Origin of the sequence: Picosynechococcus sp. NKBG042902 (assembly GCF_963864045.1) — a bacterium.
GTDB lineage: Bacteria > Cyanobacteriota > Cyanobacteriia > Cyanobacteriales > MRBY01 > MRBY01.
On record NZ_CAWLTV010000077.1, the window covers coordinates 248,069 to 274,433 of the forward strand.

The window sequence follows — 26,365 nt, forward strand, 5'->3', positions numbered from 1 at the left end:
TCCGTGAAATTTGATACGACGGCTCTATATTGTGGCACGTTCGCTTCGTTTCAGTACAGTTCCCCATAGCCAAAACAGGAAACGGCGCAGGGATGCGGGCGCTTGGGTTCCCCAGAGATTAATCGCGACACAAACTGCCCCAAAAGCAGGCAGGAGGAAGGTGGGCACCATCACAACGCCGATCAGGAACCACGTGCTGACATGGAGCACCATCAGGGTTACGCCCCCATAAACGGCGATCGCATTTCTTTGGATCAAACTGGGGGAAGCTTGGCGCACCACGTACACCAAGGTCAAAAAACTCAAAATCAGGTTAAAGGGAACCAAACCGCCACAAATGGCAAGACAATGGCACCGGGAAAATTCACACAACTGCTCAAAAACGCTACTCAATTCGAACACGGCAATATTCAAAGGCTCTTAAAAAAAGATGATGTTATTGATCTGAGCCTAACGAATTCTTAGGAACTTTTACCTAACGTTTTATGAAGTCTCAGTCCGTAAAAACCTTACCCATTGGCGATCGCCCCGCAACCCTTGCCCTAGAAATATTTCACATTGCGCTCAAAATTTTCCCCAAGGTAATACTGCCGCACAAGGGGGTTGCTATAAAGCTCTTCTGTCGTTCCCGCCGCAAGAATTTCCCCGTCCCGCATGATGTAAGCACGGTCAGTAATCGCAAGGGTTTCGCGGACGTTGTGGTCGGTGATCAAAATTCCCATGCCCCGTTCCCGCAGTTGGGCCACAATTTGTTGAATTTCAGCGACGGCAATGGGATCAACCCCAGCAAAGGGTTCATCAAGCAGGAGAAATTTCGGCCCTTGACCGCCGACGGCTAAGGCGCGGGCCAGTTCAGTACGCCGTCGTTCGCCCCCTGACACCAGACGACCACGGGTATTCACAATGCGGTGCAGCCGAAATTCGCTCACCAGTTCCTTGAGGCGATGTTGCTGTTGGCGGTGGGACAAAGGGGACTGTTCGAGAACCAGTTGAATATTTTCCTTGACCGTTAAATTCCGAAAAATGCTGGGTTGCTGGGTGAGATAACCAATGCCGAGTTTGGCCCGCTCATCTAGACTTAGGGGCGTAATGTTCTGCCGTTGGAGCCAGACGCGCCCTTCATTGGGTTTAATCAGACCCGTTGTAATGTAAAAGGTAGTGGTTTTTCCAGCACCATTTGGCCCCAGGAGGCCGACAATTTCCCCTTGATTTACTTTTAAATTGACACGGTTAACAATGACGCGTTTGCCATAGGTTTTACGGATGTTTTCGAGAACGATGGTCACGGTTTATTCGTCTTCGGGGAGGGTAATGGGAGCAGGGGTGCGGGACTGACTTGTCGGGGGCTGTTCGGGAATAAGATAGCTGGCTTCTACTTGTTCGCTGCGGCCTGGGGTGGCGACAAAACGTCCTTCGTCGATGGAATAAGTCATTTGTTCTGCCCGGAGACTATTGCCATCCTGGAGGACATAGACGTTGCCGCTGAGCACTAGTGTACGTTCTTCTGAAAAATATTGGGCCTGGGCAGCAGTAGCCTGGAGATTGCGGGCGGGATAATTGATCCGTACATTGCCCCGGGCCGTGATAATCCCCGTTTCGGTATTCGCCTCTTGGATATCAGAACGCACCGTGAGGGCATTGGCATTTTGGGCTTGGGCGGCCTGCTGGGGGGGAAGCTGACTGACCGTGGCGGCGATCGCCAAGGAGAGTCCCCCAAATCCATAAATCATTCGATTACCAAAGCCCTTGACCGTCATAATTGTTGTACCTGCTAAAAAGACTATGCGCGCTGGGTGCGGCTATTTACCCTAAAGACGCAACGATGGCCGATTGAGTTGCGGAATTATCTTCCTATAGTAAGCCTGGGATTTCCCTTTTCAACAAAAATTCTCCTAGGTTTGGAGACGCATCACCCGGAGGCGATCGCCTGCTGGGATTTCACCAGTGCCCTGGGGCACAATGGCGAGGGCATTGGTTTGGGCAAGATTCACTAAATTCGCAGAACTGTGGCCGCCCCCAGCCAAATGAAAAAGATAACCTGTCGCGGTGGCTACCAAGGTTCCCCACAGGTAAGCATCCCGCTTTCCGGCGCCCTTGAGGGGCTGATCACAGGTGGCCCAAACAAATTCTGGTGCCCAAGGCCCAGCATCGCCGGACAACTTTTTCAACGCAGGTTGCACGAACCGCCAACAACCCACCAGGGCCGATACCGGATTGCCGGGCAGCCCAAAGTAGAGTTTATTTCCAGGAAATTTCGCCACTGTCAGGGGTTTACCAGGGCGAATCGCCACACTACGGATAAAAATTTCGCCCCCTAATTCTTCGAGGAGTTTTTCAACATAATCAAACTCGCCCACGGAAACGCCCCCCGTCGAGAGGATCAGATCTCCGGCGGCGATCGCCTTTTCCATGGTTGCTTTCAGTTGGGCCGGATCATCGGGGACAATGCCAAAATTTTTCGGAATCGCCCGTTGCCCCTGGACAAAGGCCGTCAAACCATAGCGATTCGAATCAACAATTTGGCCGATTTCTAACTTTTCCTGGGGCGATCGCAGCTCATCCCCCGTGGAAAAAATTGCGACCCTCGGTTGCCGATAGACCGGAAATTCCACACATTGACAGGCCGCGAGCACAGCCAAATCTGCTGCGCCCAACCGTTGCCCCGGTTTTAAGAGGGGTTCCCCGGCGCGATAATAGTCACCCCGCTGGCGTACAAACTGCCGCAAAGAGGGATTCTGTAAAATTTTGACCCGATCGCCCCGTTGTTCTGTGTGCTCTTGCATCACCACCGTATCCGCTCCGGTTGGTAACATTGCCCCGGTGAAAATGCGGGCGGCTTGGCCAGGCGCTAAGGATTTTTGGGGCGCTTGACCCGCCGGAATCGTTTCAACAACTTCTAGTTCGACGGGCTCTTCTTCCAGGTCTGCAAACCGGATCGCATAGCCATCCATGGCGGAATTATCCCAGTGGGGAATATCTAATTTTCCGGTCACCGTCGTCGCCAAAATCCGTCCCAGGGCCGTTTCTAGGGTACTGGGTTCAGTCTCGCCCAGGGGGGCGATCGCCTGGAGAATTAAAGCTTGGGCTTGATCAACGGAAATCATACTTCGTCATACGTTTTGACACCCAATATAGTAGGTCAGTTTGCCAAACAAGTTAGTCTGGCCCTGGGCTGCCACCTTGGGGCCGGCGATTCTCTTCGTAATAGCGTTTCCATTCTGTGGAACTGCGCACCGCTAACCACAGCAAAATCATCGCGATAATGCCGCCCTGCTCCGGCGATTGAAAAGCAAACAGCACCAGCACCACACATAAAAAATCTTCCGTAAAAGACCACCACAGGGGCAGACCCCGCAACCGGAAAAACCACCCCGTCAAAGTCAGTTTCAGCACAAAAGCGACCAGCCCCCCCATTACCCCCACCAGCCAGAGCGGTTCAAATTCTAGGCGGATCACCTGGGCCACAGTCAGGCTTAAAATGGCCCCCACAATCGGACTAAATAAGAGGGCGATCGCCTGGAGAATGCGTTGACCCAGGAGTTGCTTCGAGCCAAACAGCTCAAACACGGCCCACATCGTAAAAATAGCGATCAAAACCCGGGGCGGCAACCAACCGATCCCAGGCAAATTTGCCACCAATTCATCACTGTGGAGCAGCAAAATAATCAGCAACGGTAAACCGATGCGCATTCCCGCCGCCGCCGCCGCTGACAATACCGCCAAAAATCCGATGATCATGTCTGCATAAAAAATTCTGTGCCACAATCCCGTGGACAGAAGACCTTACCCTTCAGTGTATCGTTCCATTTTTAGGGATGGCCTTTTTTCCAATCCCGAATGATTTCACACCAGCAGATGTAACGATTTCCCCGTGATTCATGTTCCCGACCTCACAAGCCAAAGTCACCGTGATTTAATCTCTCAGGGTAAATTCCCCGCCGCTTGCGGCGTACAATAGAATTATCTTGACCACTAACTCCCAAAGTGAAAACCAAGCTAAAGGGACGTGTTGCAAGAAAAAGTATGGGCTTCGGCCGTGAGCTCAGCCGAACGGTCTTAGGAACTAGGACTCCTGCCTGGTGAGGGATGATAAGACTTGCTATCTTTAGGGGTAAAAAGCGCATCCCATTGAAACAGGAAGCTCCGTCCGCTTGCGGCGGGGTAGTTCACTACCCCTTATTCGGCTTAAACCATGAACCATGACGGTAAGTTCTCTCCTGAACGATGCTAGCCTACGCCTCGAAAAAGCGCTCCACCACGTCAACATCTCTGAAGATGCCAGCGAACGCTTGAAATATCCCAAAATGAGCCTGAGCGTTTCTATTCCCGTGCGCCTCGATGATGGTTCTTTAAGGATTTTTCGGGGGTATCGGGTGCGGTATGACGACACTAGGGGGCCGGGGAAAGGGGGCGTGCGGTATCATCCCAACGTTTCCTTAGACGAAGTACAATCCCTGGCCTTTTGGATGACCTTCAAATGTGCCTTGCTAGATCTGCCCTTTGGGGGAGCCAAGGGGGGCATTACCGTTGATGCCAAAAGCCTTTCTAAAGCCGAACTAGAACGTTTGAGCCGGGGTTACATCGAGGCGATCGCCGATGCCATTGGCCCCGACACAGACATTTTGGCACCAGATGCCTATACCAATGCCATGGTGATGGGTTGGATGATGGATCATTACAGCATTATTCAACGGAAAATTTTGCCGGGGGTCGTAACGGGCAAGCCCTTGGGCATGGGGGGAAGCCAAGGACGCAATACCGCGACGGCCAGTGGTGCCTTTGATGTAATTAAAACCATCTGCAAGAAACTAGAATATGTACCCGAAAAAACCACCGTTGCGGTGCAAGGGTTTGGCAATGCCGGAGCAGAACTGGCCCAACAACTAGCCTGCGCTGGCTACCGTGTTGTCGCCGTTAGTGATTCCCGTGGGGGGATCTATGCAGAACAGGGCTTAGATATTCCGAGCATCCGCCAGTACAAGTCAGAAAGTCGGAATATGGCTGCTGTTTATTGTGAAAAATCCGTTTGCAATATTGTTGAACACCAAACGATCACCAATGAACAACTCTTGACCTTAGATGTTGATATTTTGATTCCGGCAGCCCTGGAAAATCAAATTACGGCGGACAATGCCCATCAAGTGCAAGCCCAATTAATTTTTGAAGTGGCCAACGGCCCCATTAGCTCGGCGGCGGATGTCATCCTAGAAGAGAAGGGAATTATGGTGGTGCCAGATATTCTCACCAATGCTGGGGGTGTCACGGTGAGTTATTTTGAGTGGGTACAAAATCGCAGTGGCTTTTATTGGCCAGCGACGGACATTCGTGATCAGCTGAAGACACGTATGGTTACAGCCACAAACCAGGTGTGGCACATTGCCCAAACGCGACAGATTTCGATGCGGACTGCGGCCTATGTCCAGGCTCTGATGCGCCTCGGTGAGGCCCTAGATGCGAAGGGGACACGCACTTATTTTTCAGGCAGTTCGGCCTAGGGGAGAATTCTTTCGATCTACGCCCTAGAGACGGCAAAATCAGCAGGATTCAGCCAACGGCAGATCTCTGTTTTCAGTCCCTTTAGATCCTTTGATAGGCCTTGTTTTAACCATTGGCCAAAGGTATCGAGGGGAGAAAAGCCTTCGGTAAATTGCCAGTCTAGATCTTGGCCTAAGGGGGTGAGGTGATTTCCCGTGAGGTTGAGGGTGGCCACCATATTAGGGAAGCGCTCGATGAGGATGGGGGTTAGATCTGGGGTTTGGTCAATGGTATCGTTATTGAACTGAATTAGGAGATTGCGTCGGATCTGGTAGCTGGTTTGGATGATTTCATTGGTCTCAAGAGGAGAAGGGGTGAATTCAAAATTAATCGTGTTATCTGGGTCAAACTGCTCGAAGAAAGGAATAGATTTTTTCACGGGAAAGTTGTTGTAGGACATCAAAACATTGCCTGCCCGTTGCACATTGAATAAGCTGCCAATCAACAGGTGAATTTTGCAGCCCATGCTGTGGCCCACGCCATAGATAGGGAGGTAACGGTAGCCCAGTTGGTTTGAGTTTTGCAGTCGTTCGAAGATATTTTCAAAGCGGTTAAGCACCTGTCGGGCGATCGCCAAATGATCAAAACCATTCACAAAAGGAGTGGTGATAATCGCATATCCTTCGGCAGCAAGCTGTTCTAGGAGCCATTTGTAGGTGAGTTGCGGCGCAGTGCCCACAAAAGCACCCCCCAAAAAATGAATCACCCCCACCGGTTGTACTGGGATTAAAATCCAACTGCCACCAGACTCTTGCCAAATCATTATTTGCCGTTTGTTGCTTACTAAAAGTGGCTTTTATTGTAAAAGTTTTTCGGGGTTGGTGTGGCTCATCAGGTACAGGTCAGCCTCAGAAATGCCCGCCGCCGCCAACTGTTCTAAAAATCGCTGGTAGCCGTCAATGGGCGATGGATCAAGGGCTCGTCCGAGGTCGGTGCTCAGGACAAAGTGGGTTGCGCCGATGGTTTGGATCGCCTTCGCCATTGTTTCAATGCTCACATTCTCCCAGGCTTGGTGGTCGGCTTCGGTGGCATTTTCCCCCATCAATGTATTCACGTAGGTTAATTCTAAAAAAGCCCCTTGGTTGGCGATCGCCTGCATTTGTGCGAGGGTTAATCCTGGTACGGTGGCCATGGCATGGGTTACGAGGATTTTTTCAACGCCCAATTGTTTCGCCGCAGGGACAACGGTGAGAATTTCTGCTGGGGAAATGTGGCCCGTGCCTAAAACCAGATTATGGGCGGCAATGTACTGCAAAATGTCCGGCATTTCTGGCACCAGATGGCCATAGCGAGCGACTCGCAATCCCCCAAAGCGGTGGTTTAGGGTCTGACGATGGTGGGCCGCATCAATGGTGGGTAGCCAAACGACTTTTCCCCGTCCTTCTCCCAGGCGATCCATGGTTTCCACGGCCCGGAGATTTAAGCCGCCCACCGTTTCATTGAGCACAACGCCGCCATATACTTCCATGTCCGGCACAACTTTATGGGCCAACACCGCCCGATCCGCCGTTGGGGTGACGTGGTTTTTGAGCACGAGGGCTTGCATCCCTGCCTGGGCTGCGTTTTCAACCAATTCGAGGTCGTCGTATAACCTAGCCGTGACATCCGGAGCAGAATGGACATGAAAATCGATACTGCCTTTAAAATCTGTGGCGATCGCCCCCAGCATCCCAACCCCCCAAATCCAGAGGCCCAAACCGATCCCGACTAGCAGCCGCAACAGGAAAGGATTTTTAAGGAAATAAAGGGGACGTTCCATGGCAGAGAATGACAACTTTTGCGCTAGCGAATACGGTTTAAGGATTCCTTTCGTTTACGGAAGCGAGGATATCAACGTATGATATGTTACGTTAATTAAAATATCCTCATAAAACCAATTGCATCCGTTGGTTTTGTGTTCACAGGAGACCTATAAATATGCTTACCCTTAAGATTGCTGTTTACATCACAGTCATTTTCTTTGTATCTCTGTTTATCTTCGGTTTTCTATCTAGCGACCCAACCCGCAACCCCGGTAGAAAGGATTTCGAATAAAGTATTTTGGGCTGTTTATCGCAGCAAACTTGATTTACAGCATCAAAAATGGTGGGGATCTGTCCTAGGGCAACCCCACTTTTTCATGGGTATGGGTTTTAGATTCGCTACATTGAAAAGAAAGGCCATTGAGTCCCCCGCAACTGTCCCCTAAATGTCACCATGCTAAGACGACCTGCTTTTCCCATAACCGCCGTTGTTTTGCTCCTGACAACGCCCCTCTCGATCGCCTTGCCGCCCCCAGAGGATCTCCCGGAGGAGGTGTTGCGCACAGAAATGATTACCGAAGGGCGATCACCCATTGATGGCGAACCCGTCACCGCCCAAGAATACGCCGAAATCCAACAGGAACAGGCGGAACGAAATCTTCCCCCCACCGTCAATGCAGACATCCAGCACACCATTTTTCTTCTCCGGTTGCGGAAACTGCTGCAAACAATTTCTCCTTTTTAAACTTTGTCGGCACACGGAACTATAAATTTTTGTTGACTGATGGCCGGATAGGGGATGGGAGAGGCAAAAGTCCGGTGCTAAAATGCTGGCAATTCTGAGCTTTCCCCCAGGGGAAAACCCAGGCCCATTGTTCGTTTTGGTGATGAGGATCAGATGAATATTCGCGCAGGTCTCACGGCGTTGGGGGTGAGTATGGCTACCCTAGGGCCAGTTAGCTTTGCACCCACAGCCCAAGCTAATAGCGGTTTGTTTGGCACCCAGGATTTGACCCCTGGAGATGTGGTGGCGATCGCCGTCCCCCTTGCTGGTGGTGAAGCCTATAATCTTGTGATCCTTGAACAACTCGACCAAAACCGGGCCTGTTGGCGAGAACAGGGAGGCTCTCCCACGGTCATTGATCCGCTACTGTTGCAATTTGACTTTACGGGGATTTGTGGCCGCAGCACCGATTCCAATGGCTATTCCCTGCGCCTAGGGGAGCAAGATATGGCTTGGCGCTATCGCCTCCAGTTGGTTCAGGAAAGGGGAGCGGTTGTCCTCAAGGCTTTTGATGTGGAAAATCCGGGGCGATCGCCCATCGAAGTGGGAGATACGGGCGGGCTGGCCCAGGGAATGCTGAAGATTAACCTCAATCCAGGTTGGCGCATGGCGAAACGCACCTACGAAGGAAAAACCCTGGGTCACATTTACCTCGCCAATGAACGGCCCCGTGATCAACTGGTTGCTGCCGCTCCCCGACAGGAATGGGTTGCAACTGCGCCTACCACCTATACCAGCAGCAAAATTACCGAAAAATCGGTCTCTGGCAGCGAAACAATTCAAATTTTTGTGCCTCCCTACCAAGAAACCACCAGTCGCCCGAACGAAACCCTCGTGGCAGCAATTACAGTTCCCGCGGCCCCTGAACCCATCGTGAGCCTACCGAGCAATCCCAGCAATCCCAACGTTCTCCCTGTCCCCCAACGCTCTATCCCCACCTATAGTTCCAGTAACACTGGGGTCATTCGCCTTGAAGAACCCGGTCAACAACCGCCGCCACCGCCCAATAGCGTTTCCTTGGCCCAGAGCTTAGGCTTGCGTTACCGGGTGGTGGTTGATGCCCAAACCCCAGAACAAAAAGAACGGTTAAAGGCCGTGATTCCGGATGCGTTTCATACGTGGGTTGGCGATCGCCGGATGATGCAAGCCGGAGCCTTCGCCGCCGAATTTGAAGCCCAAGATCTGCAAATGCGCTTGCGAGAAACGGGTCTAGCCGTGCAAATTGTCCCTGTGCAGTAAGTGATGGCAAATTTTTCAGAAATCTTTGTGGCGATCGCCGCTGACCCTTGGCAGGAGGTGGTTGACTTTTACCGTGGCCTCCTGAATGACGAACCCGCAAGCTACAGCCAAGATCGTTACGCGGAGTTTCGGATTCTGGGTCTGAAAATCGGCATTTTTCAACCCAGTCCCCAACACCAAGCAGAATTTACCGGAACCTCAGGGGCTTTGAGTTTTTGCCTAGAAGTTGATGATCTCGAAGAGGCGATCGCCACCGTGCAAGCCTTAGGGGGAGCGATAAATGGTGAAATCATAACAGCCTCTCATGGACGTGAATGTTACGCCTACGATCCTGCCCAAAACCGCTTAATTCTGCACCAAAGTAATGCTATTCAAGCCAATCCCTAGGGTTGGCTCCCTGATTCCTGTTCCATTTCTTCTACGGCCTTTTCCGTCCGCTCATGGGGATCTTGAAATCCCTCCCGTGGCAAAATACCCAGGACAAGATTGTTTACGGTTGTCTTTATTTGTTTACTCGCCCCCTTGAGAGGTTCCGGTAAAAAGACATCTCCCACCGCCACAAATGCCAGCAACAGAAAAATAACTAACTTCACCGAATTGCCTGCACTCATGAACTTAACTTTCATGGATCTATCCTTCCTCGTAAACGGCCACGGAAATATTTCTCTCAATTTTTATACTACGGCAACACCTGGCCCAGTGGCATCGGTACTAAATATTGGCTTAAATCTTGATCTTGGCACTCCTGGAAAATTTCCTTGCCCAAACCCCAAAGGCGTAAAATATCAACCATGTCCCCTGGCCTGTAATTTGTAGTTTCTACTATTTAACAAATCGAGACGATGAGCGAAGAAACCCCCGACCTAAAACCAGACGAAACCTTACCCAGTCCTTTGCGGTGTTGGTACGGTACTGCCGTTGCTGGTTCCATGTCCTTTGCAGCCTACCTTTTAACGAATAAAGTCATTGCGGGCTTTGCTAGTAAACCACCTACGGGGAATGGCCTTGCCATCCAAATTGGGATTACAGTACGCACCCTCATTATGGGCTTATTTACCATGGCAACAGGAGTATTTGGCCTCATTGCTGTAGGTCTATTTATTTTAGGTCTCCAGTCTCTCTTGAGCGGTAAGCAAACAACTTCTCCTGGTGATTCATAAGAAAAAACCCTAGAAGTAATTCTAGGGTCAGGTCATTATTTTTCAGCATTTTCAGTTAAGCAGCTTCACTCGCTGCCAGCTCCTCTAGAACGAGAAGGTTGTCCGAATCGTGCCAATAATGATGTCTTCGTTATCCTCATTTTGATTTGGGTTAATCAGCCAAATTACACCAGGGGTAATGGAAATATTCTTGCTCAACTGATACTTATAAAGCCCTTCAATGTGCAAAGGCATATCATCCGTAAACTCTTGGGGAGTAATACCACCCACCTCTAAATCTGTTGCATAGGGCTCTGAGCCAACGATGATTGCCCCCATATTGCCAGGCTTACCAAGGTCAGGCAATGCCAAAATACCAGCCCAAGTCCAGATATCTGCTTCGGCATCAACATTGATGAAATTAGCATTGGTATAGCCAACCCACCCCCGAAGACTGACATTATCATTAATATCCCATTGAGCTTGTAATCCAAAAGTATCGCTCTCAACATCACCTGCAGTATTACCAAGGTTGTTTGCCCAGGCAGTACCAGTTCCGCCGAAAGCGAAAGTGTCATCATTCCCTGGAGCCATGCCATTACTGTCAAAAACGCTTGTATCAAAACCACGAATATAAGTCGCCCCAAGTTTAAAGCGGTCACTAGGCTTAACAACTAGTTGTCCTAAGGCTGAGTAAGCGCCACTGAAAAGGCCATTGTCCTGAGTGGGATTGCTACCATTTTTCGCCAGGTAACCTGCAGAGATTTGAAAAACATCGCTGAAATCATGCTTGATCCCGATTCCAGTACTACCACCACCTAAGCCTAAGCGGTAGATGGGGTTACGCTCACCAAAACGGGAAAGCGCACCATTGGAACCGCCCCCAGCTTCAAGACCTGTGTTGAAGGTATCTGCATAAAAGTGGTGGCCACCGAGACTAGCCATGGCAGTAACAGTGGTTTTTTCACCGAGGGGGAAGACATAGTGGAGGCGGTCAATGGTGACATCATTATCGGACTCGCCATCGTAGGCAAAGCGGCCCTCTTGGGTCAGAGGAGAAATACCATATTCATCAATAAAGGAATTTTCTGAATTCCCAGCAGTGAAGCGCGTGTACAAGCGATCTTTCCCGGTGAAGCTGGTGACAAGGGTGAGTCGGACTTTGTTTTGGAAAACAGTTTGGGCCTCGACATCGTCACCAAATGCATCGGAAACGTTAAAGGAAACTTCGCCCACTAGCTTGGTCGTCGTTGAGAACTGATGATCTTCGAGGAATTCAACGCGGCCTTCGAGGTCATCAACGCGGGCACCGAGGGTTGCGAGTTCTGCTTCAAATTCATTCACGAGGCGACGTAGTGCAGCGAGATCTTCTGCCGTAACTTCAGAACTGCCACTGGTGATCAGCCGCTCAATTTGCTGTAAACAGGCATTTAAACCAGCAGCAAATTCATAACGACTGAGGGGACGATTGCCACGATAGGTACCATCGGGATAGCCAACAATACAGTTGTAGTTTTCGACTAAATTTCGCAGCGCATCAAAGGCCCAGTCCGAAGGGGACACATCACTGAGCTGGAAAATGCTATTGACTTGAGCGGTAGAACTGTTCGCACTGTACTGATTAATTTGTTCGAGCAATGCTTGATTATCTGCGGCGATCGCCTGGCCGGTCATCGTCACAAAAGCGGTTGCAGCTAAGGATACAGTTTTCAAAGAAGTCATAGTTTGGTGTTTGTCCTCACACCCGAAGCTTTGATTTTGGCAAGGTTAATCAAAGTTGAAGTCGGGGTTAAAAAATGAATGGCTTAGTTTTGCCATGACTTATGGTGGAAGTTTTGTAGTATTTCCTACGAAATTGTGGCGGTGATGCAAATTTAGCGGGTACTACATGGAAGTTCTGGATGTAACCCCCTTGGGGAAGGCTTGTATCCTAGAAAAAGAAAAATATTTTTTGAGGTTAGTGAAATTATGGTTTCTGTAGCCGCGCAATTTGTTCGACGTGTGGGAATGATTTTTCTGTTGGCGATCGCCATGATAATTTTGGTGACCCCAGAGGCGATCGCCGCTAGTAAGCTGAACTACACCTATTCCGAACTGCCGAACCATGACTTTGCCCACGAAAATCTCCAGGCAGCGAGCTTTGCCCGGGCCGATGTGCGGGGGAGTGACTTTACTGGCAGTGACCTAAGCCGAGCCATCCTCACCGAAGGCAAATTTATGGAGGCCAATCTCACCGAAGCCAACCTTTCCGAAGCCTTTATGGATCAAGTCAACATGGAAGGTGCGAACCTCACCAACGCCCTTTTTGTCGATGCCGTTGCACCGGGGACAAATTTTGCCGAAGCGATTATCGATGGGGCTGATTTTTCTGGTGCGCTCCTCGACCGCTATCAACTGTCCGAGCTCTGCAAACGAGCCAGCGGCACCAATACCATTACCGGCACCGACACCCGCTACAGTCTCAACTGTAAAAATTAGTCCCCCTGGGAATTAGCAAAATATCCAGGAGATCTTTGGTCGTGATTTTTTCAAAAAATCGGGATGATAGGATTTGAACCTACGACCCCCTCGTCCCGAACGAGGTGCGCTACCAAGCTGCGCTACATCCCGAAAAACAGAACCTATACTAACACAGGTAAACCTTGCTACGATAAAAACTTGTCCGTTAAGTCCAAAATTCTCAAAAAGTAAGGAGCGATCGCCGTGGCGGTAAAACCAGATTGGCTCAGAGTAAAGGCCCCCCAATGGCAACGGGTTGGCAGCGTCAAAGAAATTTTACGAGACCTCAGCCTCAACACCGTCTGCGAAGAAGCCTCCTGTCCCAACATTGGCGAATGTTTCAATGCAGGCACCGCCACCTTTTTGATTATGGGGCCAGCCTGCACCCGTGCTTGCCCCTACTGCGACATTGATTTTGACAAAGTGCCCCGGGGTTTAGATCCCACAGAACCCGACAATCTCGCCGAAGCCGTCCGCCGTCTGAATCTCAATCATGTCGTAATCACCTCTGTCAACCGTGACGATCTCTCCGATGGTGGCGCAAGCCAATTTGTAAAATGTATCGAACGCACCCGCGAACTGTCTCCCAAAACCACCATTGAAGTCTTGATTCCTGACCTCTGCGGTAATTGGGACGCCCTCAAAACGATCCTTGATGCGGCCCCCGAAGTGTTGAACCACAACACCGAGACCGTCCCCCGTCTTTATAAAAAAACGCGTCCCCAAGGGGATTATCAACGTTCCCTGGAGTTACTCCAGCGCACCCGCGAGCTAACCCCCTGGGTTTACACCAAATCGGGGATTATGGTTGGCCTTGGGGAAACCGATGCCGAAGTGCGTGAAGTCATGCGTGATCTGCGAGCCGTAGACTGTGACATTCTCACCATTGGTCAATACCTCCAGCCCACCCAAAAACATTTAGGGGTGCAAGATTTTATTACCCCGGCACAATTTGACGCTTGGCGGGAATATGGTGAATCCCTCGGCTTTTTGCAAGTAGTATCTAGCCCCCTCACCCGCAGTTCCTACCATGCCGAACAGGTGCGGCGCTTAATGGAAACCCACCCACGATCTAAGCCAGAACTCAGTCAGTTACATTCACTAAAATAAAAAATAGTTCCCATCTACGGTACGTTCCATGGTGCAAGCACTAAGTCGCTCAATGACCCTAGAAGAATTCTTAGCGCTACCAGAGACTAAACCTGCCAACGAATATATCGATGGGATGATTCGTCAAAAGCCAATGCCCCAAGGAAAACATAGCCTCCTACAACGGGAATTAACCCTTGCCCTCACCATGGCTTTCCGCCCGGAGAAAACAGCTCAGGTTTTTCCAGAACTACGTTGTACTTTTGGGGAACGCTCCATTGTGCCGGATGTTGCGGTCTTTAAAACCGAACGAATCCCTCGGGATGACAACGGTGAAATTGCCAATGTTTTTAAGCTTGCGCCGGATTGGTTAATTGAAACTTTGTCTCCCAATCAAAGCCATAGCCGTGTTATTCGTAACATCCTCCACTGTTTAGCTTATGGAACAGAAATGGGGTGGCTGATTGACCCCCAAGAAGCCTGTATTTTCGTTTATCAGCCAGATAAATCTGTACAGGTGTTTGATCAGCAAGCCCAAAGTTTACCAATGCCGACTTTTGCTCAATCATTGACTTTAAGGGGAGATGAGATTTTTGCTTGGTTAAAAAATTAGGCTATTTTTTGTGATGAAGCGTCCTATCTATCTTGATAACCATGCGACAACTCCCGTTGATCCGCAGGTACTAGAAACGATGTTGCCCTATTTTACGGAGCAGTTTGGCAATCCTGCGAGTGCTGGCCATGTTTATGGGTGGGAAGCGGCGGCAGCGGTAGAACAATCCAGAGAAATAATCGCCAGCAGCATTGGGGCAGAGCCAGAGGAAATTGTGTTTACTAGCGGGGCGACGGAGGCAAATAATCTAGCGATTAAAGGATTAGCTGAGGCTTATTTTGACAAGGGCAGGCATATTGTTACGGTGCAAACAGAACATCGAGCGGTGCTTGACCCCTGTGCCTATTTAGAAACTCTGGGGTTTGAGGTGACTCATCTGCCCGTGCAAGCCAATGGTTTATTGGATTTATCCTTGTTGGAAAAAGCACTCCGTAAAGATACGGTGCTGGTCTCGGTAATGGCGGCCAATAACGAGATTGGCGTACTCCAACCTGTCGCCGAGATTGGCACCCTCTGTCATGACCAAGGCATTTTATTTCACTGTGACGCGGCCCAGGCGATCGCCAAAATTCCCCTGAATGTCCAAACCCAAAACATTGACCTGCTGTCCCTGACAGCCCATAAAATCTATGGCCCCAAGGGAATCGGTGCGTTGTATGTGCGCCGAAAAAATCCCCGTGTCAACCTCGCGCCCCAACTCCACGGCGGTGGCCAAGAACGGGGCCGACGATCGGGTACCCTCTACACACCGCAAATTGTTGGCTTTGGTAAGGCCATCGCAATCGGTCTGGCCCAGATGGACGAAGAAAATACCAGGCTTAAACTATTACGCGATCGCCTCTGGCAGCAACTCCAACCCCTAGAAGGCATTTATCTAAACGGCGACCTCGACCAACGGCTCCCCCATAATCTCAACATCAGTATCGAAAATATTGACGGCACCGCCCTCCTTTTGGCACTGCGCAATACCGTCGCCCTTTCCGCTGGTTCCGCCTGTAGTTCCGGTAAACCTTCCCATGTCCTCACGGCCCTAGGGCGATCGCCAGCCCTTTGTCGCGCCTCCCTGCGCTTTGGTTTAGGCCGTTTCACCACCGCTACCGATATCGATCACGTCGCCCACACCCTACAGCAAACCCTCCACAGCCTCCGGAAAATGCCCACCAAGACCCCATGAAAGTGATCCAAAGTGAACACTTGGCTTTAGAATGGAATTTGAGGCGATTGCAAATATGCCGCTAAACCTTCCTGTATTTAGCCGTAACCGTCTTCTCCCTTTACACAGCGTGTGAAGAAAGAATTTGCTCCGGTCTTTGTTTGTTGTTGCGGTAATTCTAACCTTTTCCTCAATGACACAAGATCCGGCGATCGCCTACCATTTCATCTCACCCAGCCATACATAGACTCATGTCTGCGGTGAAGTCTGCACGAAACAAGAAATATCCAGCCTAGTTTCAAAGCATTTATTTCAGACAACAGAACTTGCATAGAACAGTTTTTTCAGCATTAAGCGAAAAAAATCGAGGAATTTGAATGCCTAAGCAAATTATTATTGCAGAGCAGCATCAGATTGCTGCCGTTTTTTGGGAAGACCAAATCCAAGAAATTGTCGTATCCACCGGTGCCCAACAGGTCGGTGACATCTATCTCGGTATCGTCGAAAACGTCATTCCCGGCATTGACGCGGCCTTTGTCAACATCGGTGACACCGAAAAAAACGGTTTCATCCACGTCAGCGATCTCGGCCCCATTCGACTCAGAAAAAATTCCAGCTCAATCACCGAACTCCTCGAACCCCAACAAAAAGCCTTGGTTCAGGTGATGAAAGAACCCACGGGAAACAAAGGGCCACGGCTCACAGGCAATATTACCCTCCCCGGTCGCTACGTCGTCCTGATGCCCTACAGCAAAGGAGTTAACCTTTCCCGCCGCATCAGTAGTGATAGCGAACGTAACCGTCTGCGGGCCCTCGCCGTGCTGATGAAACCCCCCGGCATGGGACTTTTGGTGCGGACTGAGGCCGAAGGTACCGACGAAGAAGCGATCATCGAAGATTTAGAACTGCTCCAAAAACAGTGGGAAGCGATCCAGCAGCAGGCAAACTACGGCCGTCCTCCGACCCTGATCAACCGCGATGACGACTTTATTCAGCGGGTGCTGCGGGACATGTACAGCGATGAAGTGAACCGCATCGTGGTGGATTCTGCCAGCGGCATGAAACGGGTGAAAAGCCAGCTCATGAACTGGGAAGGGGGGAAAGCGCCCGACGGTTTGTTAATTGATCATCACCGCGAAAAGCAATCGATTCTGGACTATTTCCGGGTGAATGCAGCCATTCGTGAAGCCCTCAAGCCCAGGGTTGAGTTGCCTTCTGGGGGTTACATCATCATTGAACCCACCGAAGCTTTAACTGTTATTGATGTAAACTCTGGTTCTTTTACTAAATCCGCCACCGCACGGGAAACGGTGCTCTGGACGAACTATGAGGCGGCCACAGAAATTGCGCGGCAACTGCGGTTACGCAACATTGGTGGGGTAATCGTGGTGGATTTCATCGACATGGATTCTCGCCATGATCAGTTGAAGTTGCTGGAGCATTTTACAAGTATTCTCAAGGCGGATAAGGCCCGGCCCCAGATCGCCCAGTTGTCTGAATTGGGTTTGGTAGAACTGACTCGCAAACGGCAGGGTCAAAATATTTATGAACTGTTCGGTAAGCCCTGCGCCCACTGTAATGGCCTTGGTCACTTGGTACATTTACCCGGTGAAGAGGAACCTGTACCACTCCAGTTAAATATTCTGTCTTCTCTCTCGCTCCAGGGCGGGGCGCGGACACCGGGAGAAAGTCGGCCTGTACTGTCTGGGGGACGGCGCGGCACCACCAGCCACGGACGACGGATTACATCACGGGTTGCTCGGAGCAAGCTGATTAATGCAGGGAATACGCCTGCGGCAGAGCCGTTAAATCTGGTGCATCATCCCGATTATCAGGAACAAAGCAGTAATAATAATAATCGTCGTCGTCGCCGGCGATCGCCGGAGGTTTCGAGTAAGCCAGTGCTCCGGGACGAAAAAGAGACCCAAGATAATGGTGGCGATCGCCCCTCTGCTGAGACGCCAACAAAAGAAAAAAAGAAACAAAAACGTCTTCGTCCCAAGACAACAGCAATACGTCTTCCCGCTATGACCGTCGCGAACGGAGTCGTTACCGCCGTGACGAGCCCAAAGAAACCGTCCAGGTGGAAATGACGGAGCAGGAAAAAAATGTCTATGCCCTGATTGGGGTATCACCCCTGGTGCGTTTAGACGCTGCTGGGAAAAAAGACCCCCGCTCAACGATTATCGAAATTGTGCGACCGGGAAGCGCCAAAGAAACCGATGCCACTTCGGAAAAAGTAACACCAGTCGAAAATTTAGAGCCGCAACAACTCCAGATTGAGACCCCTGAAACTGGAGAGGTCGTCCCCGAAGCAGACGACACAGCTCCCCAAACTGCTCAACCCGTAGAAACAAAAGTTTCACCCCAGGCGGAACCGGAAGCAGCAGAAAAAGACGCTGAAGAAAAGACCAATGGCCGTCGCCGTCGCCGTCGCCGTTCTTCCGCCAGTAGTTAAAACCCAATTACCGTTAACCCAAGGCAGTGGCAACACTGCTTTTTTCTTTTGGGGGTGTTTTCGCCCCCTCACTCTGACCCCAAAATTCCCCCTTAAAAAGCTATGGCACCGAAACAAACGACCGACGCAATCCTAACGGCTCTACAACATTTAATTGAGGTTGTCGCCCAATTGCGATCGCCTGCTGGTGGTTGTCCCTGGGACTTAGAACAGACACCCCAAACTTTGATTCCCTACGTGATCGAAGAAGCCTATGAAGTTGTCCATGCTCTCCGCCAGGATGACCAACAGGCGATCGCCGAAGAATTAGGGGATCTCTTACTGCAAGTCGTTTTACAAGCCCAAATTGCCCAGGAATACGGCCACTTCAGCCTCCAGGAAGTCGCCGAGGGCATTAGCGAAAAATTGATTCGCCGTCACCCCCATGTGTTCGGTGAAACCAGTGCCAGCACCGTCGCCGAAGTCCGTCAAAACTGGGAGACCATCAAGGCCGAAGAAAAAGGCGAATCCCCGCAAACTGTGCCCCAGCTCAGCCGTAAATTAGACCGCTATAACAGCACCCTCCCACCATTGATGGCGAGCCTAAAAATGTCCGAAAAAGCTGCCGCCGCCGGATTTGAATGGGAAAACATTGGGGAAGTGTGGGCAAAATTTGAGGAAGAACTCCAGGAATTTCGCGAGGCACTCCAAACTGAGAACAAAGCCCATCAACAGGCTGAACTCGGCGATCTACTATTCACCATTGTCAATTTAGCCCGGTGGTATGATCTTGATCCCAATGGGGCACTCCACGGCACCAACGACCGCATGGTGCAACGCATTTCTTTGATGGAAAAGTTTGCAGATAAGTCCCTGACAGATTATTCCCTCGCAGAACTAGAAACCCTTTGGCAACGAGCAAAACAACATCTCCACCAAAGCATTGATTCTTCCGACTAGTCTTCAGTAATTTCGTTACCTTAGGGCACTGTGAGGGTTGTTAAAGTGGCTTGACTGCTCGCTCTAAGCCACAATTTCGACAGGATTTATGTAATAATAAACGCCTCAACCTAGACAAAGAATATGCGATGATATGGTTAAGAAAGTCTATTTTTCCCTATCAGCAAACTAAAAAATAGTTTAGGAACAGAAAACACTATCCCGTTCACCAGCAATCAACTCCATTACTTGCCTTAAATAACCATGGATGAAACACAATGGTGGAATAAGCCTCTAATCGGTGAGACCAGTTTTTCAGAAAAAATTGCGAAACTGATTAGCAAGAAGTCAGTGCCGGAAAAAGTTGTTTTAGCACACCGAAAGTATAATCGCGAAATTAGAGCAAAGGCCTGGCATGTGCAGCGAATCGAACTAAATAAGTTCGACAATGAAGACTTTTTGACCTATGCCAAAATGCGGGTCTTGATCGAGAAAGAACTTGGCGAGTTTAAGGGTTTAAAACGAATTATTCAGTTTTTAGAATTGGCTTTAACAGCGGCAGAAAGTTATTTACTGATTTCTGAAACAGAATTACAGTTTCGCAGTCCGCTTCAAAAAAGTATTTACAAATTTATTTCCCAGGTGCTTGCAACCCAAGATCACCAAACAGTGATCGCTATTCTTCACAAAAAAGTATGGCCTCTGCTCGACCGCATTAAAACAGACAAAGGCCGGATTGTGCTCCAGGAATATTTAAAGGCGATTGATAATGTCGCCCAATATCCAGATGGACTGGAATTGCTGAGGCTTTTTAAGCAGGCAACCTACAGTTACACGGTGCTGCGGGCGATTTCTAGTATCTCAAAAACCCTAACAAAATCTGATACTTATGATGTGACGCAGCTCAGTTTACACATTCGTGATAATCAAGATGTTTTCAATCATTTGACTGAAATTCTCCAAATTCCAGCAGAACATGATAACCCCCGTTCCTATGCACGGATGCTGCAATTTATTGCGTTTAAATATCGTCATCAAAAAAATGACATCGAATTTCAAGAGTTATTGCAGCGGCTACGGGATTGGCAACTTCCTTATCTAAATATTGTTGATTTGCGAAGAGAGTATTCTGCTCAGGATTATAGTTTACCGCAGGCATTTAAGGAACCAATTCCGGCAGTAGACATTTATGAAAAATACCAACAATATTTATAAGCAGTTTTATTCAGCCAAAACTAAGAATTTCTATAATATTAAGATTTTTGTAAGGCTTGATGCAGTGACTGTAGTGATGTTTCACTGATGTAATTGTTACAAGGAAATACTTTAGGTCGCTGACTAAGACTGGGTTGGAGTCGGCTAATTTGTTGTTGCACGGTTTCCAAGCTAAGGCGATCGCATAAAATCCTGTGACTGCGCCGGATTAGCGCCTGGAGACGCGGCAGATCCGTCGGCGTGCTAGTAATTAGGGTCAGCTCAGTCCCCCGGAGACTATGGATAATGGTGCGGGCAGCATGGAGAATGCCAGGACTCAGGCTCACTAGACCGAGGCAGTGGTTGGGGGGAAGCGCTTTGATGTGGGCCAGTTCGGGGCCGTAATCATGGAGTGTGACCGGAATAATCTGGATATTCGGGGGGGCGATCGCCGCCACAGCCTGAACGAAATAGGGGGTAGTAACCAGGGTTGCCGCCGTGACCTGTTCTAAACGTTCGGCCAATGCTTCTAGGGGAACCAGTTGGATCGGGATAGCGATCACCTGACTTATTTCTTGCAAAATCCATTGGCCAGCCCCCAATTCCCGCTGGGGGACAGTGATCATCACCTGGGCGGCACAAGCGAGACGCCAATCAATGGCCTTAGTAAACAGTTGTTGAATTTGGGGCAAACTATAGCCCGCCTCCAACAGTTGCTGAATTGCGTCATCAAAAATGGCCTGGGGTTGCGGCGACGGCTCCTTAGTGGTTTCGGATGGCGTCGTGGGGGACTGGCGTTGATCCTGAACATAAACCCCTGAGCCGGGAATTAACTTGACGAGGCCAAGGACTTCAAGCTCCCGGTAAATCTTGCTGATGGTATTGCGGTGGAGTCCAGTCATCATTTCCAATTGTCGTAAACTCGGCAGCCGTTGCTCGCTCGCAAACTGATGGGAGGCGATCGCAAATTGTAATTGATCCAGAAGCTGTTGGGACGCGGGAATTTCACTATCGGACTGAATATGAAAAGAAAACGCCATGGGGACCCTCGCAGAGATCATTGCTTCTATTATCAAAGCCAAAAAACCCAAGGCGATCGCCCTGGGTTATCAAAAAATTTTCATTATGGAGGGAATCTCAATTCTGCGACATTAAGTGGCCAAACAGCCGAAACGTGCTTACTTTAAGCCTAGACAATATTCTCTTCCCATTTGCGGGGGGGAGCCGCTCGACGAGTATTGCGCCAAATCTGCGTTGCCGCCAAAGTGCCATCTGCCACCGCCACAGATACTTGGTTAAGACCTTTTTTGAGATCACCAAGGGCAAAGATTCGTTCATGGCTTGTTTGACACATATCATTGGTCACGAGATTTTCGCCATCCCACTCCAAACCATCAATCCCTTTCAAGTATTCGTTGTAGTAGGTCGAACCCATATTTACCAAACCCGTAGTGGCTTCGACAATGGTGCCATCCTCTAGTTCAACGCCGCTCATCTTGTGCTTTTCGCCGTGGAACTTCACAATTTTTTGTTCATAGAGAGGGTAACCGTGGGCTGCCAATTTTGCTTTCATCTCGTCACTCACCTCTACGAGACCATGGGTAAGCACGGAAATATAAGGCGTAAACCAATTTAAGACGAAAGCCGCATTCATCTGCCCTTCAGTTCCAGCAATGACCACTGCTTTTTGATCCCACATATCGAAGCCATCGCAGATCATGCAGACATGGAGCGTATAGCCAGCATAATCATAGACATTTTGCATATCATCGGTTTCGGGGAGATTGTCGATGATGCCAGAGGCGGCGATTACATATTTACTGCGGAAAACAGGATAGCTACTATTTTTTCTGCCAACTTTGACTTTGACGGCGAAGGTTTCACCTTCATCAGTAACTTCTTCGACATAACCCCGCAGGTGATCTGCGCCCCAATCAATAGCCTGCTTGGTGCTCTGGAGGATAATATCTCGCCCAGGAGTTTCTGGGTCTAAGCCGACATAGTTGCGGAGATCTTGCATCCAGAAGGAGCGACCCCTGCCTTTTTCGACGATGAGGCACTTCAGGCCATAGCGGGCGAGGTAAATTGCAGCGGATAAACCACCCATGCCGCCCCCCACAATAATGGCATCATAGACGGTATCTAAACGGGTTTCGAGGTTTTTACTAGAAAGCTTCATGGCAGGGTCCCCCAATGGTTTGGCGGTGGTACGAGAAATCAAAAAGGCAAAGAAGGCGATCACCGCCCCCCTTGCCTTAGTCTAAAAAATTATTTGGTGAGCGTCAGTGATAAAAACTTAACCAACAAATTCTTTGCGGGGTTCAGAAACACCAGGAGCAGATTCGCCCTTGATGTAAGCCAGCATGGTATCTGCATCAGATACTTCAAAAGGATCGGTGGGGCAGTTATCAGAGAAGTCAGGCTCTACAAACATCTTCTTGATTTCGCCATCTTCGACGAGCATGGAGTAGCGCCAAGAACGCATCCCAAAACCGAGGTTAGACTTCTCAACGAGCATCCCCATTTTGCGGGTAAATTCACCGTTACCATCGGGAAGGAGGAAGACTTTGTCAGCACCGATTTCCTTACCCCACTTGAACATTACAAAAGCATCGTTTACAGACAGACAGATGATTTCATCAACGCCCTGGGCTTGGAATTCGCTATAAAGCTCTTCGTAACGGGGTAAGTGGTTGGAGGAACAAGTGGGCGTGAAAGCACCAGGCAGGGAGAAAAGAACAACTTTCTTGCCACCGAAAATGTCAGCGGTGGTTTTGTCTTCCCAACGGTAGGGGTTGGGGCCTTCTACGGATTCATCGCGGACGCGGGTTTTGAAGACAACGTCAGGTACTCTAGCCATGTGGACCTCTTGGATAGTGTGATAACAGAAAATTTTAGGAAAGGTCTCAACCTTTCTTGATAAGCCAGAATAATTCTTATTTAGGAATAAGTCAAGATTCTTTTAGGGGTAAAAGGGAAAGGCGAAGGGAATCAGAACACAGGACACGGCCCAAAACAGGAGATTTAACGGAATCCCGACCCGAAAATAATCGGTGAATTTGTAGCCCCCTGGCCCGTAGACCATCAAATTAGTTTGGTAGCCGATGGGAGTCGAAAAACTCGCCGAAGCGCCGATCATGATCGCAATCACAAAAGGCATCACATCCACACCGAGGGTATTGGCTAAAGATACTGAAATGGGGAACATTAACGCCGCTGCGGCATTGTTGGTAATTAATTCTGTGAGGAGGGTTGTAATTCCGTAGACGACAACCAGGGTGGGCCAGGGATTGTCTCCGGCCAGTTGCAGGAGATTGGCGGCGATCGCCCCAGCAGCCCCGGTCGTTTCTAAGGCTTTCCCCAGACCAAAGGCGGCCCCAATCACGAGCAACACAGACCATTCAATACTTTTGAGGGAACGACTGGGGGAACAGCAACCGAAAACAATCATGGCGATCGCCGCTAGGGTTGCCGCCTTTAACATCGAGAGCCAACCGAACACCACACAAACCACCATCACGAGCAGGATTCCCAGGGCCAGGGGAGCACGGTCATGGCGCATCGGCTCCGAATCAGGAATTTCACTGACTAAGTAGAAGTCCCGGGAACCCCGTTGCTGCTCCAAAAAAGTGGGGTGGGTTTCGAGTAATAAGGTATCCCCTGCCAACAGGCGCATTTCCCCGATTTTTCCCTTGAGGCGCTCCCCATTCCGGGCCACGGCTAAAACGACGGCATTATAGCGACTGCGAAACTTTCCTTCCCGGATCGTTTGCCGGATTAGCGGACAGGTATTGGAAACAACCGCCTCAATTAGGCAACGTTCAGAGCGGGGAGTATCTAATTTAAAAACTTGATCCGTGGCTGGCTGTAACCCCCGGAGTCGATTGAGGTCGAGGATCGAATCCACTGCCCCGACAAAAACTAACTGATCCTTTTCCTGCAAAACTTCGCGCGGGCTGACCGCTGGCAACACTAAGGAATCCCGCACCACTTCAATCAGGTACAGGTTTGGCAAATTTCGTAGCCCAGCTTCTTCAATACTTTTGCCAATGAGGGGACTGTTTTCGTGGACAACCATTTCCACGGTGTATTGCCGCAGATCGTCTTGGTCACTAATGGCCGGTTTGCGCTCTGGTAGTAGCCAACTGTGACTCAGCATTAGAAAGGTCACACCGGCGATCGCACAGGGTAATCCCACCAAGGCAATGTCAAAGAGGCCGAGACCGGCATGGTCTGTTTCGGCAATCAAGAGGCCATTGACCACCAGGTTTGTACTGGTACCAATTAAAGTACAGACGCCCCCAAAGGAAGCGGAATAACTCAGGGGCAACATCAATTTTGAGGGGCTAATGCGCAGCTTGCGGCACCACTCGTTCACTACCGGGATAAACATCGCCACTACGGGAGTGTTGTTTAGAAAGGCACTCAGGCCCATCACCGGCACCATCAACCGCATCAAGGCCGCAGACTCTCCTTTCGGCAGTCCTAAAACCCGCTGGGAAATCCAACTGAGAGAGCCGGTTTGTTGCAAGCCAGTCACCACGAGATAAAGCACCGCAATGGTCGCCAAACCTTCGTTACTAAACCCGGCGAGGGTAGTACTCGTATCAAGCACCCCCGTCAGCAGCAAGGCTCCCAAGGCACCAAGGAAAATCACCTCGGCAGGGAGAGGCGTCAGGGCATTTAAAAGAAAGGCCACCAGGGTCAGACCGAGGGTCAACCAACCTTGCCAACCCAAACCGAAGAAAGCCGCCTCCCCCAAAGAAGGCAACTGCGCAAACATTGCCATCGAAAATCCTCCAGCACATAGAACGCCTAGCATGGGCGCCGTTGAAAAGAATTTAGTCGTTTTTATGACATTAAAGGGCAGAATCGCGTTCCAAGTTCGGGGCGATCGCCACTGACGTTGCAAAATTCGCGGCCACCAGGGAGGTTGTTTTGCCATAGGACAGGGGCACTAAGAAAAAAAGATTAAGTAACCTTGAAGTATATCCCAACGAAAAATAATTTCAAATAAAATTTAAGATGTATTTCAATTCATTTAAAATTCATGTCTTGGTTTGGAAGACATGGGGCGACAATCCTCCGTTAAAATGACCAAAGACCCGTCCCAAGCCCGAATCAAGATCCAACAAAACCCCATGGCCAAGCCTGTCCAAGCTCCCAAAGTGCCAGAAATCATCACTGAGTTGACCGAAAACAATTTTTTCTTTCGGGGAATGGATCCAGATGCACTGCAAAATTGGCTTGATCCAGCGGAACTGATCACCGAGAAACTCTATTCCAGTCGGCCGATCTATACAGCTTTTCGCCCGAACCACAATTTGGAATTTCTCTACGTGTTACTGGCGGGGGGGCCAGTGATTGTGCGGAGTACGCCCCTCGACCGCATCTTAGCGATTACCTACATGGGCAGTTGTTTTGGGATGCGCAATCTTCCCGTTGGGTTTGGGCAGGTGAGTCGGAGTTTTCCCAGTTTGGTGGAAGCCTACAAAACTACCGATGTGCTGAAAATTCCGGTAGCAACGGTACAACGGATCTATGACCAGAGTGCTGATTTTCGCGATCGCTATAACCTGAGTTTCGAGTTGCGAGAAAAATTCCAGTACCATCTGCTGAACTGTAGTACCTACCCGCCCCAGGCCGTCGCTTCCCTGCTGCGAGCTTTGATTTACCAAGAGCGATCGCTGGCCAATCAACCCCAGCGTGATGGCGTTTTTAGCTTTGATCTCCCCGTCGATATCATTGCCCATGCCTGCCAGTTAAATCACCGCACTGTGGAACAGGTGTTGAAGGGGATGACGAAGGTGGAACTGATTAAGACAGAAAAATCCGCTGAGGGACAAGGGGATCTGATCCATGTGTTGAATCCAGAAGGCCTCAAGGAAGTCTATAGTGCGACCCGCGATAAAGTGGCTTGGTGGCCATTGCGCTAGGCGAGGGCGTCAACCATTGGAGCGATCGCCTAATCACCATTGAAAATCATCTATTTAGCCACCTAA

General features: G+C 49.9%; 28 protein-coding genes and 1 tRNA gene. 15 read left to right on the forward strand and 14 right to left on the reverse strand.

Going from position 1 to position 26,365, the window contains the following annotated elements:
- Positions 1-24 precede the first annotated feature (24 nt).
- The 5 genes from AACR41_RS16335 to AACR41_RS16355 all read right to left on the reverse strand — a co-directional run bounded on the left by AACR41_RS16335 (position 25) and on the right by AACR41_RS16355 (position 3,738).
- Entirely contained in the window at positions 25-402 is a 378-nt protein-coding gene (locus AACR41_RS16335; protein WP_045441416.1) for a hypothetical protein, read from the reverse strand.
- 140 nt (positions 403-542) lie between these two features.
- A complete protein-coding gene (gene lptB / locus AACR41_RS16340; RefSeq protein WP_012306398.1) occupies positions 543-1,286 on the reverse strand; it encodes an LPS export ABC transporter ATP-binding protein in 744 nt (247 codons plus the stop codon).
- Between the two features lie 3 nt (positions 1,287-1,289).
- Complete coding sequence (locus AACR41_RS16345; RefSeq protein WP_012306399.1) at positions 1,290-1,757, reverse strand: LptA/OstA family protein; 468 nt, start codon at positions 1,755-1,757, stop codon at positions 1,290-1,292.
- Between the two features lie 135 nt (positions 1,758-1,892).
- The gene (locus tag AACR41_RS16350; protein WP_030005994.1) at positions 1,893-3,104 is read right to left on the reverse strand and encodes a molybdopterin molybdotransferase MoeA; all 1,212 of its coding nucleotides are present in this window, start codon (positions 3,102-3,104) and stop codon (positions 1,893-1,895) included.
- Positions 3,105-3,156: 52 nt separating this feature from the next.
- Positions 3,157-3,738 carry a DUF4126 domain-containing protein gene (locus tag AACR41_RS16355; protein ID WP_030005995.1) on the reverse strand — a complete coding sequence of 194 codons (582 nt, stop codon included), beginning with the start codon at positions 3,736-3,738 and terminating at the stop codon, positions 3,157-3,159.
- A 461-nt stretch (positions 3,739-4,199) separates the two neighbouring features.
- Here AACR41_RS16355 and AACR41_RS16360 point away from each other — a divergent pair, with 461 nt between their 5' ends.
- A complete protein-coding gene (locus AACR41_RS16360; RefSeq protein WP_030005996.1) occupies positions 4,200-5,495 on the forward strand; it encodes a Glu/Leu/Phe/Val family dehydrogenase in 1,296 nt (431 codons plus the stop codon).
- A gap of 17 nt (positions 5,496-5,512) precedes the next feature.
- Here the strand turns inward: AACR41_RS16360 and AACR41_RS16365 are convergent, their stop codons facing one another.
- Both AACR41_RS16365 and AACR41_RS16370 read right to left on the reverse strand, forming a co-directional pair.
- Positions 5,513-6,298 carry a DUF1350 family protein gene (locus tag AACR41_RS16365; RefSeq protein WP_030005997.1) on the reverse strand — a complete coding sequence of 262 codons (786 nt, stop codon included), beginning with the start codon at positions 6,296-6,298 and terminating at the stop codon, positions 5,513-5,515.
- Positions 6,299-6,331: 33 nt separating this feature from the next.
- Positions 6,332-7,294 (reverse strand): DUF6282 family protein, encoded by a 963-nt coding sequence (locus tag AACR41_RS16370; protein ID WP_200870482.1) that lies wholly within the window; start codon positions 7,292-7,294, stop codon positions 6,332-6,334.
- Between the two features lie 158 nt (positions 7,295-7,452).
- On the opposite strand from AACR41_RS16370, the gene AACR41_RS16375 reads away from it, so the two are divergent.
- From AACR41_RS16375 to AACR41_RS16390, 4 genes are all read left to right on the forward strand, one after another.
- On the forward strand, positions 7,453-7,569 hold the full coding sequence (locus AACR41_RS16375) for a photosystem II reaction center protein I (protein WP_015132356.1): 117 nt from the start codon (positions 7,453-7,455) through the stop codon (positions 7,567-7,569).
- A gap of 162 nt (positions 7,570-7,731) precedes the next feature.
- Positions 7,732-8,022: a hypothetical protein gene (locus tag AACR41_RS16380; RefSeq protein WP_030005999.1), complete on the forward strand. Its 291-nt coding sequence runs from the start codon at positions 7,732-7,734 to the stop codon at positions 8,020-8,022.
- Between the two features lie 153 nt (positions 8,023-8,175).
- The gene (locus AACR41_RS16385; RefSeq protein ID WP_030006000.1) at positions 8,176-9,300 is read left to right on the forward strand and encodes a DUF3747 domain-containing protein; all 1,125 of its coding nucleotides are present in this window, start codon (positions 8,176-8,178) and stop codon (positions 9,298-9,300) included.
- 3 nt (positions 9,301-9,303) lie between these two features.
- Positions 9,304-9,687 (forward strand): VOC family protein, encoded by a 384-nt coding sequence (locus tag AACR41_RS16390; RefSeq protein WP_030006001.1) that lies wholly within the window; start codon positions 9,304-9,306, stop codon positions 9,685-9,687.
- Here AACR41_RS16390 and AACR41_RS16395 read toward each other — a convergent pair.
- Positions 9,684-9,926 carry a hypothetical protein gene (locus AACR41_RS16395; protein WP_052349580.1) on the reverse strand — a complete coding sequence of 81 codons (243 nt, stop codon included), beginning with the start codon at positions 9,924-9,926 and terminating at the stop codon, positions 9,684-9,686. The two genes, AACR41_RS16390 and AACR41_RS16395, sit on opposite strands and share 4 nt — an antisense overlap.
- 216 nt (positions 9,927-10,142) lie before the next feature.
- Here AACR41_RS16395 and AACR41_RS16400 point away from each other — a divergent pair, with 216 nt between their 5' ends.
- Positions 10,143-10,460: a DUF3082 domain-containing protein gene (locus AACR41_RS16400; RefSeq protein ID WP_012306410.1), complete on the forward strand. Its 318-nt coding sequence runs from the start codon at positions 10,143-10,145 to the stop codon at positions 10,458-10,460.
- 84 nt (positions 10,461-10,544) lie between these two features.
- Here AACR41_RS16400 and AACR41_RS16405 read toward each other — a convergent pair whose 3' ends face one another.
- Positions 10,545-12,161, reverse strand: a complete 1,617-nt coding sequence (locus AACR41_RS16405) for an iron uptake porin (protein WP_030006003.1) — start codon at positions 12,159-12,161, stop codon at positions 10,545-10,547.
- A 246-nt stretch (positions 12,162-12,407) separates the two neighbouring features.
- Between AACR41_RS16405 and AACR41_RS16410 the strand changes: the two genes are divergently transcribed.
- Entirely contained in the window at positions 12,408-12,917 is a 510-nt protein-coding gene (locus AACR41_RS16410; protein ID WP_030006004.1) for a pentapeptide repeat-containing protein, read from the forward strand.
- A 58-nt stretch (positions 12,918-12,975) separates the two neighbouring features.
- On the opposite strand, the gene AACR41_RS16415 is transcribed toward AACR41_RS16410, so the two are convergent.
- A tRNA-Pro gene (locus AACR41_RS16415) sits at positions 12,976-13,049 on the reverse strand.
- Between the two features lie 93 nt (positions 13,050-13,142).
- Here AACR41_RS16415 and lipA point away from each other — a divergent pair.
- The 7 genes from lipA (at position 13,143) to AACR41_RS16445 (ending at position 20,384) form a co-directional block, all read left to right on the forward strand.
- Positions 13,143-14,048 (forward strand): lipoyl synthase, encoded by a 906-nt coding sequence (gene lipA / locus AACR41_RS16420; RefSeq protein WP_030006005.1) that lies wholly within the window; start codon positions 13,143-13,145, stop codon positions 14,046-14,048.
- A gap of 28 nt (positions 14,049-14,076) precedes the next feature.
- Entirely contained in the window at positions 14,077-14,640 is a 564-nt protein-coding gene (locus AACR41_RS16425) for a Uma2 family endonuclease (RefSeq protein ID WP_030006006.1), read from the forward strand.
- Positions 14,641-14,650: 10 nt separating this feature from the next.
- Positions 14,651-15,814, forward strand: a complete 1,164-nt coding sequence (locus AACR41_RS16430) for a cysteine desulfurase family protein (RefSeq protein WP_315862003.1) — start codon at positions 14,651-14,653, stop codon at positions 15,812-15,814.
- Between the two features lie 356 nt (positions 15,815-16,170).
- The gene (locus AACR41_RS16435; protein WP_397427741.1) at positions 16,171-17,886 is read left to right on the forward strand and encodes an Rne/Rng family ribonuclease; all 1,716 of its coding nucleotides are present in this window, start codon (positions 16,171-16,173) and stop codon (positions 17,884-17,886) included.
- Positions 17,883-18,251 carry a hypothetical protein gene (locus AACR41_RS16570; protein WP_084149980.1) on the forward strand — a complete coding sequence of 123 codons (369 nt, stop codon included), beginning with the start codon at positions 17,883-17,885 and terminating at the stop codon, positions 18,249-18,251. The genes AACR41_RS16435 and AACR41_RS16570 overlap by 4 nt, the downstream gene beginning before the upstream one ends.
- Positions 18,252-18,353: 102 nt before the next feature.
- Positions 18,354-19,190, forward strand: coding sequence for a nucleoside triphosphate pyrophosphohydrolase (mazG, locus tag AACR41_RS16440; RefSeq protein WP_030006008.1), 837 nt, complete (start codon positions 18,354-18,356; stop codon positions 19,188-19,190).
- 243 nt (positions 19,191-19,433) lie between these two features.
- On the forward strand, positions 19,434-20,384 hold the full coding sequence (locus AACR41_RS16445) for a hypothetical protein (RefSeq protein ID WP_030006009.1): 951 nt from the start codon (positions 19,434-19,436) through the stop codon (positions 20,382-20,384).
- A 38-nt stretch (positions 20,385-20,422) separates the two neighbouring features.
- On the opposite strand, the gene AACR41_RS16450 is transcribed toward AACR41_RS16445, so the two are convergent.
- The 4 genes from AACR41_RS16450 to AACR41_RS16465 all read right to left on the reverse strand — a co-directional run bounded on the left by AACR41_RS16450 (position 20,423) and on the right by AACR41_RS16465 (position 25,308).
- Entirely contained in the window at positions 20,423-21,403 is a 981-nt protein-coding gene (locus AACR41_RS16450) for a GntR family transcriptional regulator (RefSeq protein ID WP_030006010.1), read from the reverse strand.
- Positions 21,404-21,552: 149 nt separating this feature from the next.
- Entirely contained in the window at positions 21,553-22,542 is a 990-nt protein-coding gene (locus AACR41_RS16455) for an NAD(P)/FAD-dependent oxidoreductase (RefSeq protein WP_030006011.1), read from the reverse strand.
- A gap of 117 nt (positions 22,543-22,659) precedes the next feature.
- Complete coding sequence (locus tag AACR41_RS16460; protein WP_012306421.1) at positions 22,660-23,223, reverse strand: peroxiredoxin; 564 nt, start codon at positions 23,221-23,223, stop codon at positions 22,660-22,662.
- Between the two features lie 102 nt (positions 23,224-23,325).
- Positions 23,326-25,308: an SLC13 family permease gene (locus AACR41_RS16465; protein ID WP_339367646.1), complete on the reverse strand. Its 1,983-nt coding sequence runs from the start codon at positions 25,306-25,308 to the stop codon at positions 23,326-23,328.
- A 196-nt stretch (positions 25,309-25,504) separates the two neighbouring features.
- Between AACR41_RS16465 and AACR41_RS16470 the strand changes: the two genes are divergently transcribed.
- Entirely contained in the window at positions 25,505-26,299 is a 795-nt protein-coding gene (locus AACR41_RS16470) for a Crp/Fnr family transcriptional regulator (RefSeq protein WP_030006012.1), read from the forward strand.
- The last annotated feature ends 66 nt before the right edge of the window (positions 26,300-26,365 follow it).

Bases quoted from the DNA above. Each gene is read 5' to 3' on its own strand.
- AACR41_RS16380 (WP_030005999.1), top strand. From the start codon at position 7,732: ATGCTAAGACGACCTGCTTTTCCCATAACCGCCGTTGTTTTGCTCCTG.
- AACR41_RS16385 (WP_030006000.1), top strand. From the start codon at position 8,176: ATGAATATTCGCGCAGGTCTCACGGCGTTGGGGGTGAGTATGGCTACC.
- AACR41_RS16445 (WP_030006009.1), top strand. From the start codon at position 19,434: ATGGATGAAACACAATGGTGGAATAAGCCTCTAATCGGTGAGACCAGT.
- AACR41_RS16425 (WP_030006006.1), top strand. From the start codon at position 14,077: ATGGTGCAAGCACTAAGTCGCTCAATGACCCTAGAAGAATTCTTAGCG.
- AACR41_RS16465 (WP_339367646.1), bottom strand. From the start codon at position 25,308: ATGGCAAAACAACCTCCCTGGTGGCCGCGAATTTTGCAACGTCAGTGG.
- AACR41_RS16365 (WP_030005997.1), bottom strand. From the start codon at position 6,298: ATGATTTGGCAAGAGTCTGGTGGCAGTTGGATTTTAATCCCAGTACAA.
- AACR41_RS16390 (WP_030006001.1), top strand. From the start codon at position 9,304: ATGGCAAATTTTTCAGAAATCTTTGTGGCGATCGCCGCTGACCCTTGG.
- AACR41_RS16400 (WP_012306410.1), top strand. From the start codon at position 10,143: ATGAGCGAAGAAACCCCCGACCTAAAACCAGACGAAACCTTACCCAGT.
- AACR41_RS16375 (WP_015132356.1), top strand. From the start codon at position 7,453: ATGCTTACCCTTAAGATTGCTGTTTACATCACAGTCATTTTCTTTGTA.
- AACR41_RS16435 (WP_397427741.1), top strand. From the start codon at position 16,171: ATGCCTAAGCAAATTATTATTGCAGAGCAGCATCAGATTGCTGCCGTT.
- AACR41_RS16450 (WP_030006010.1), bottom strand. From the start codon at position 21,403: ATGGCGTTTTCTTTTCATATTCAGTCCGATAGTGAAATTCCCGCGTCC.
- AACR41_RS16570 (WP_084149980.1), top strand. From the start codon at position 17,883: ATGACGGAGCAGGAAAAAAATGTCTATGCCCTGATTGGGGTATCACCC.
- AACR41_RS16350 (WP_030005994.1), bottom strand. From the start codon at position 3,104: ATGATTTCCGTTGATCAAGCCCAAGCTTTAATTCTCCAGGCGATCGCC.
- AACR41_RS16345 (WP_012306399.1), bottom strand. From the start codon at position 1,757: ATGACGGTCAAGGGCTTTGGTAATCGAATGATTTATGGATTTGGGGGA.
- AACR41_RS16455 (WP_030006011.1), bottom strand. From the start codon at position 22,542: ATGAAGCTTTCTAGTAAAAACCTCGAAACCCGTTTAGATACCGTCTAT.
- AACR41_RS16370 (WP_200870482.1), bottom strand. From the start codon at position 7,294: ATGGAACGTCCCCTTTATTTCCTTAAAAATCCTTTCCTGTTGCGGCTG.
- AACR41_RS16355 (WP_030005995.1), bottom strand. From the start codon at position 3,738: ATGATCATCGGATTTTTGGCGGTATTGTCAGCGGCGGCGGCGGCGGGA.
- AACR41_RS16410 (WP_030006004.1), top strand. From the start codon at position 12,408: ATGGTTTCTGTAGCCGCGCAATTTGTTCGACGTGTGGGAATGATTTTT.
- AACR41_RS16470 (WP_030006012.1), top strand. From the start codon at position 25,505: ATGGCCAAGCCTGTCCAAGCTCCCAAAGTGCCAGAAATCATCACTGAG.
- mazG (WP_030006008.1), top strand. From the start codon at position 18,354: ATGGCACCGAAACAAACGACCGACGCAATCCTAACGGCTCTACAACAT.
- AACR41_RS16405 (WP_030006003.1), bottom strand. From the start codon at position 12,161: ATGACTTCTTTGAAAACTGTATCCTTAGCTGCAACCGCTTTTGTGACG.
- AACR41_RS16395 (WP_052349580.1), bottom strand. From the start codon at position 9,926: ATGAAAGTTAAGTTCATGAGTGCAGGCAATTCGGTGAAGTTAGTTATT.
- AACR41_RS16360 (WP_030005996.1), top strand. From the start codon at position 4,200: ATGACGGTAAGTTCTCTCCTGAACGATGCTAGCCTACGCCTCGAAAAA.
- AACR41_RS16460 (WP_012306421.1), bottom strand. From the start codon at position 23,223: ATGGCTAGAGTACCTGACGTTGTCTTCAAAACCCGCGTCCGCGATGAA.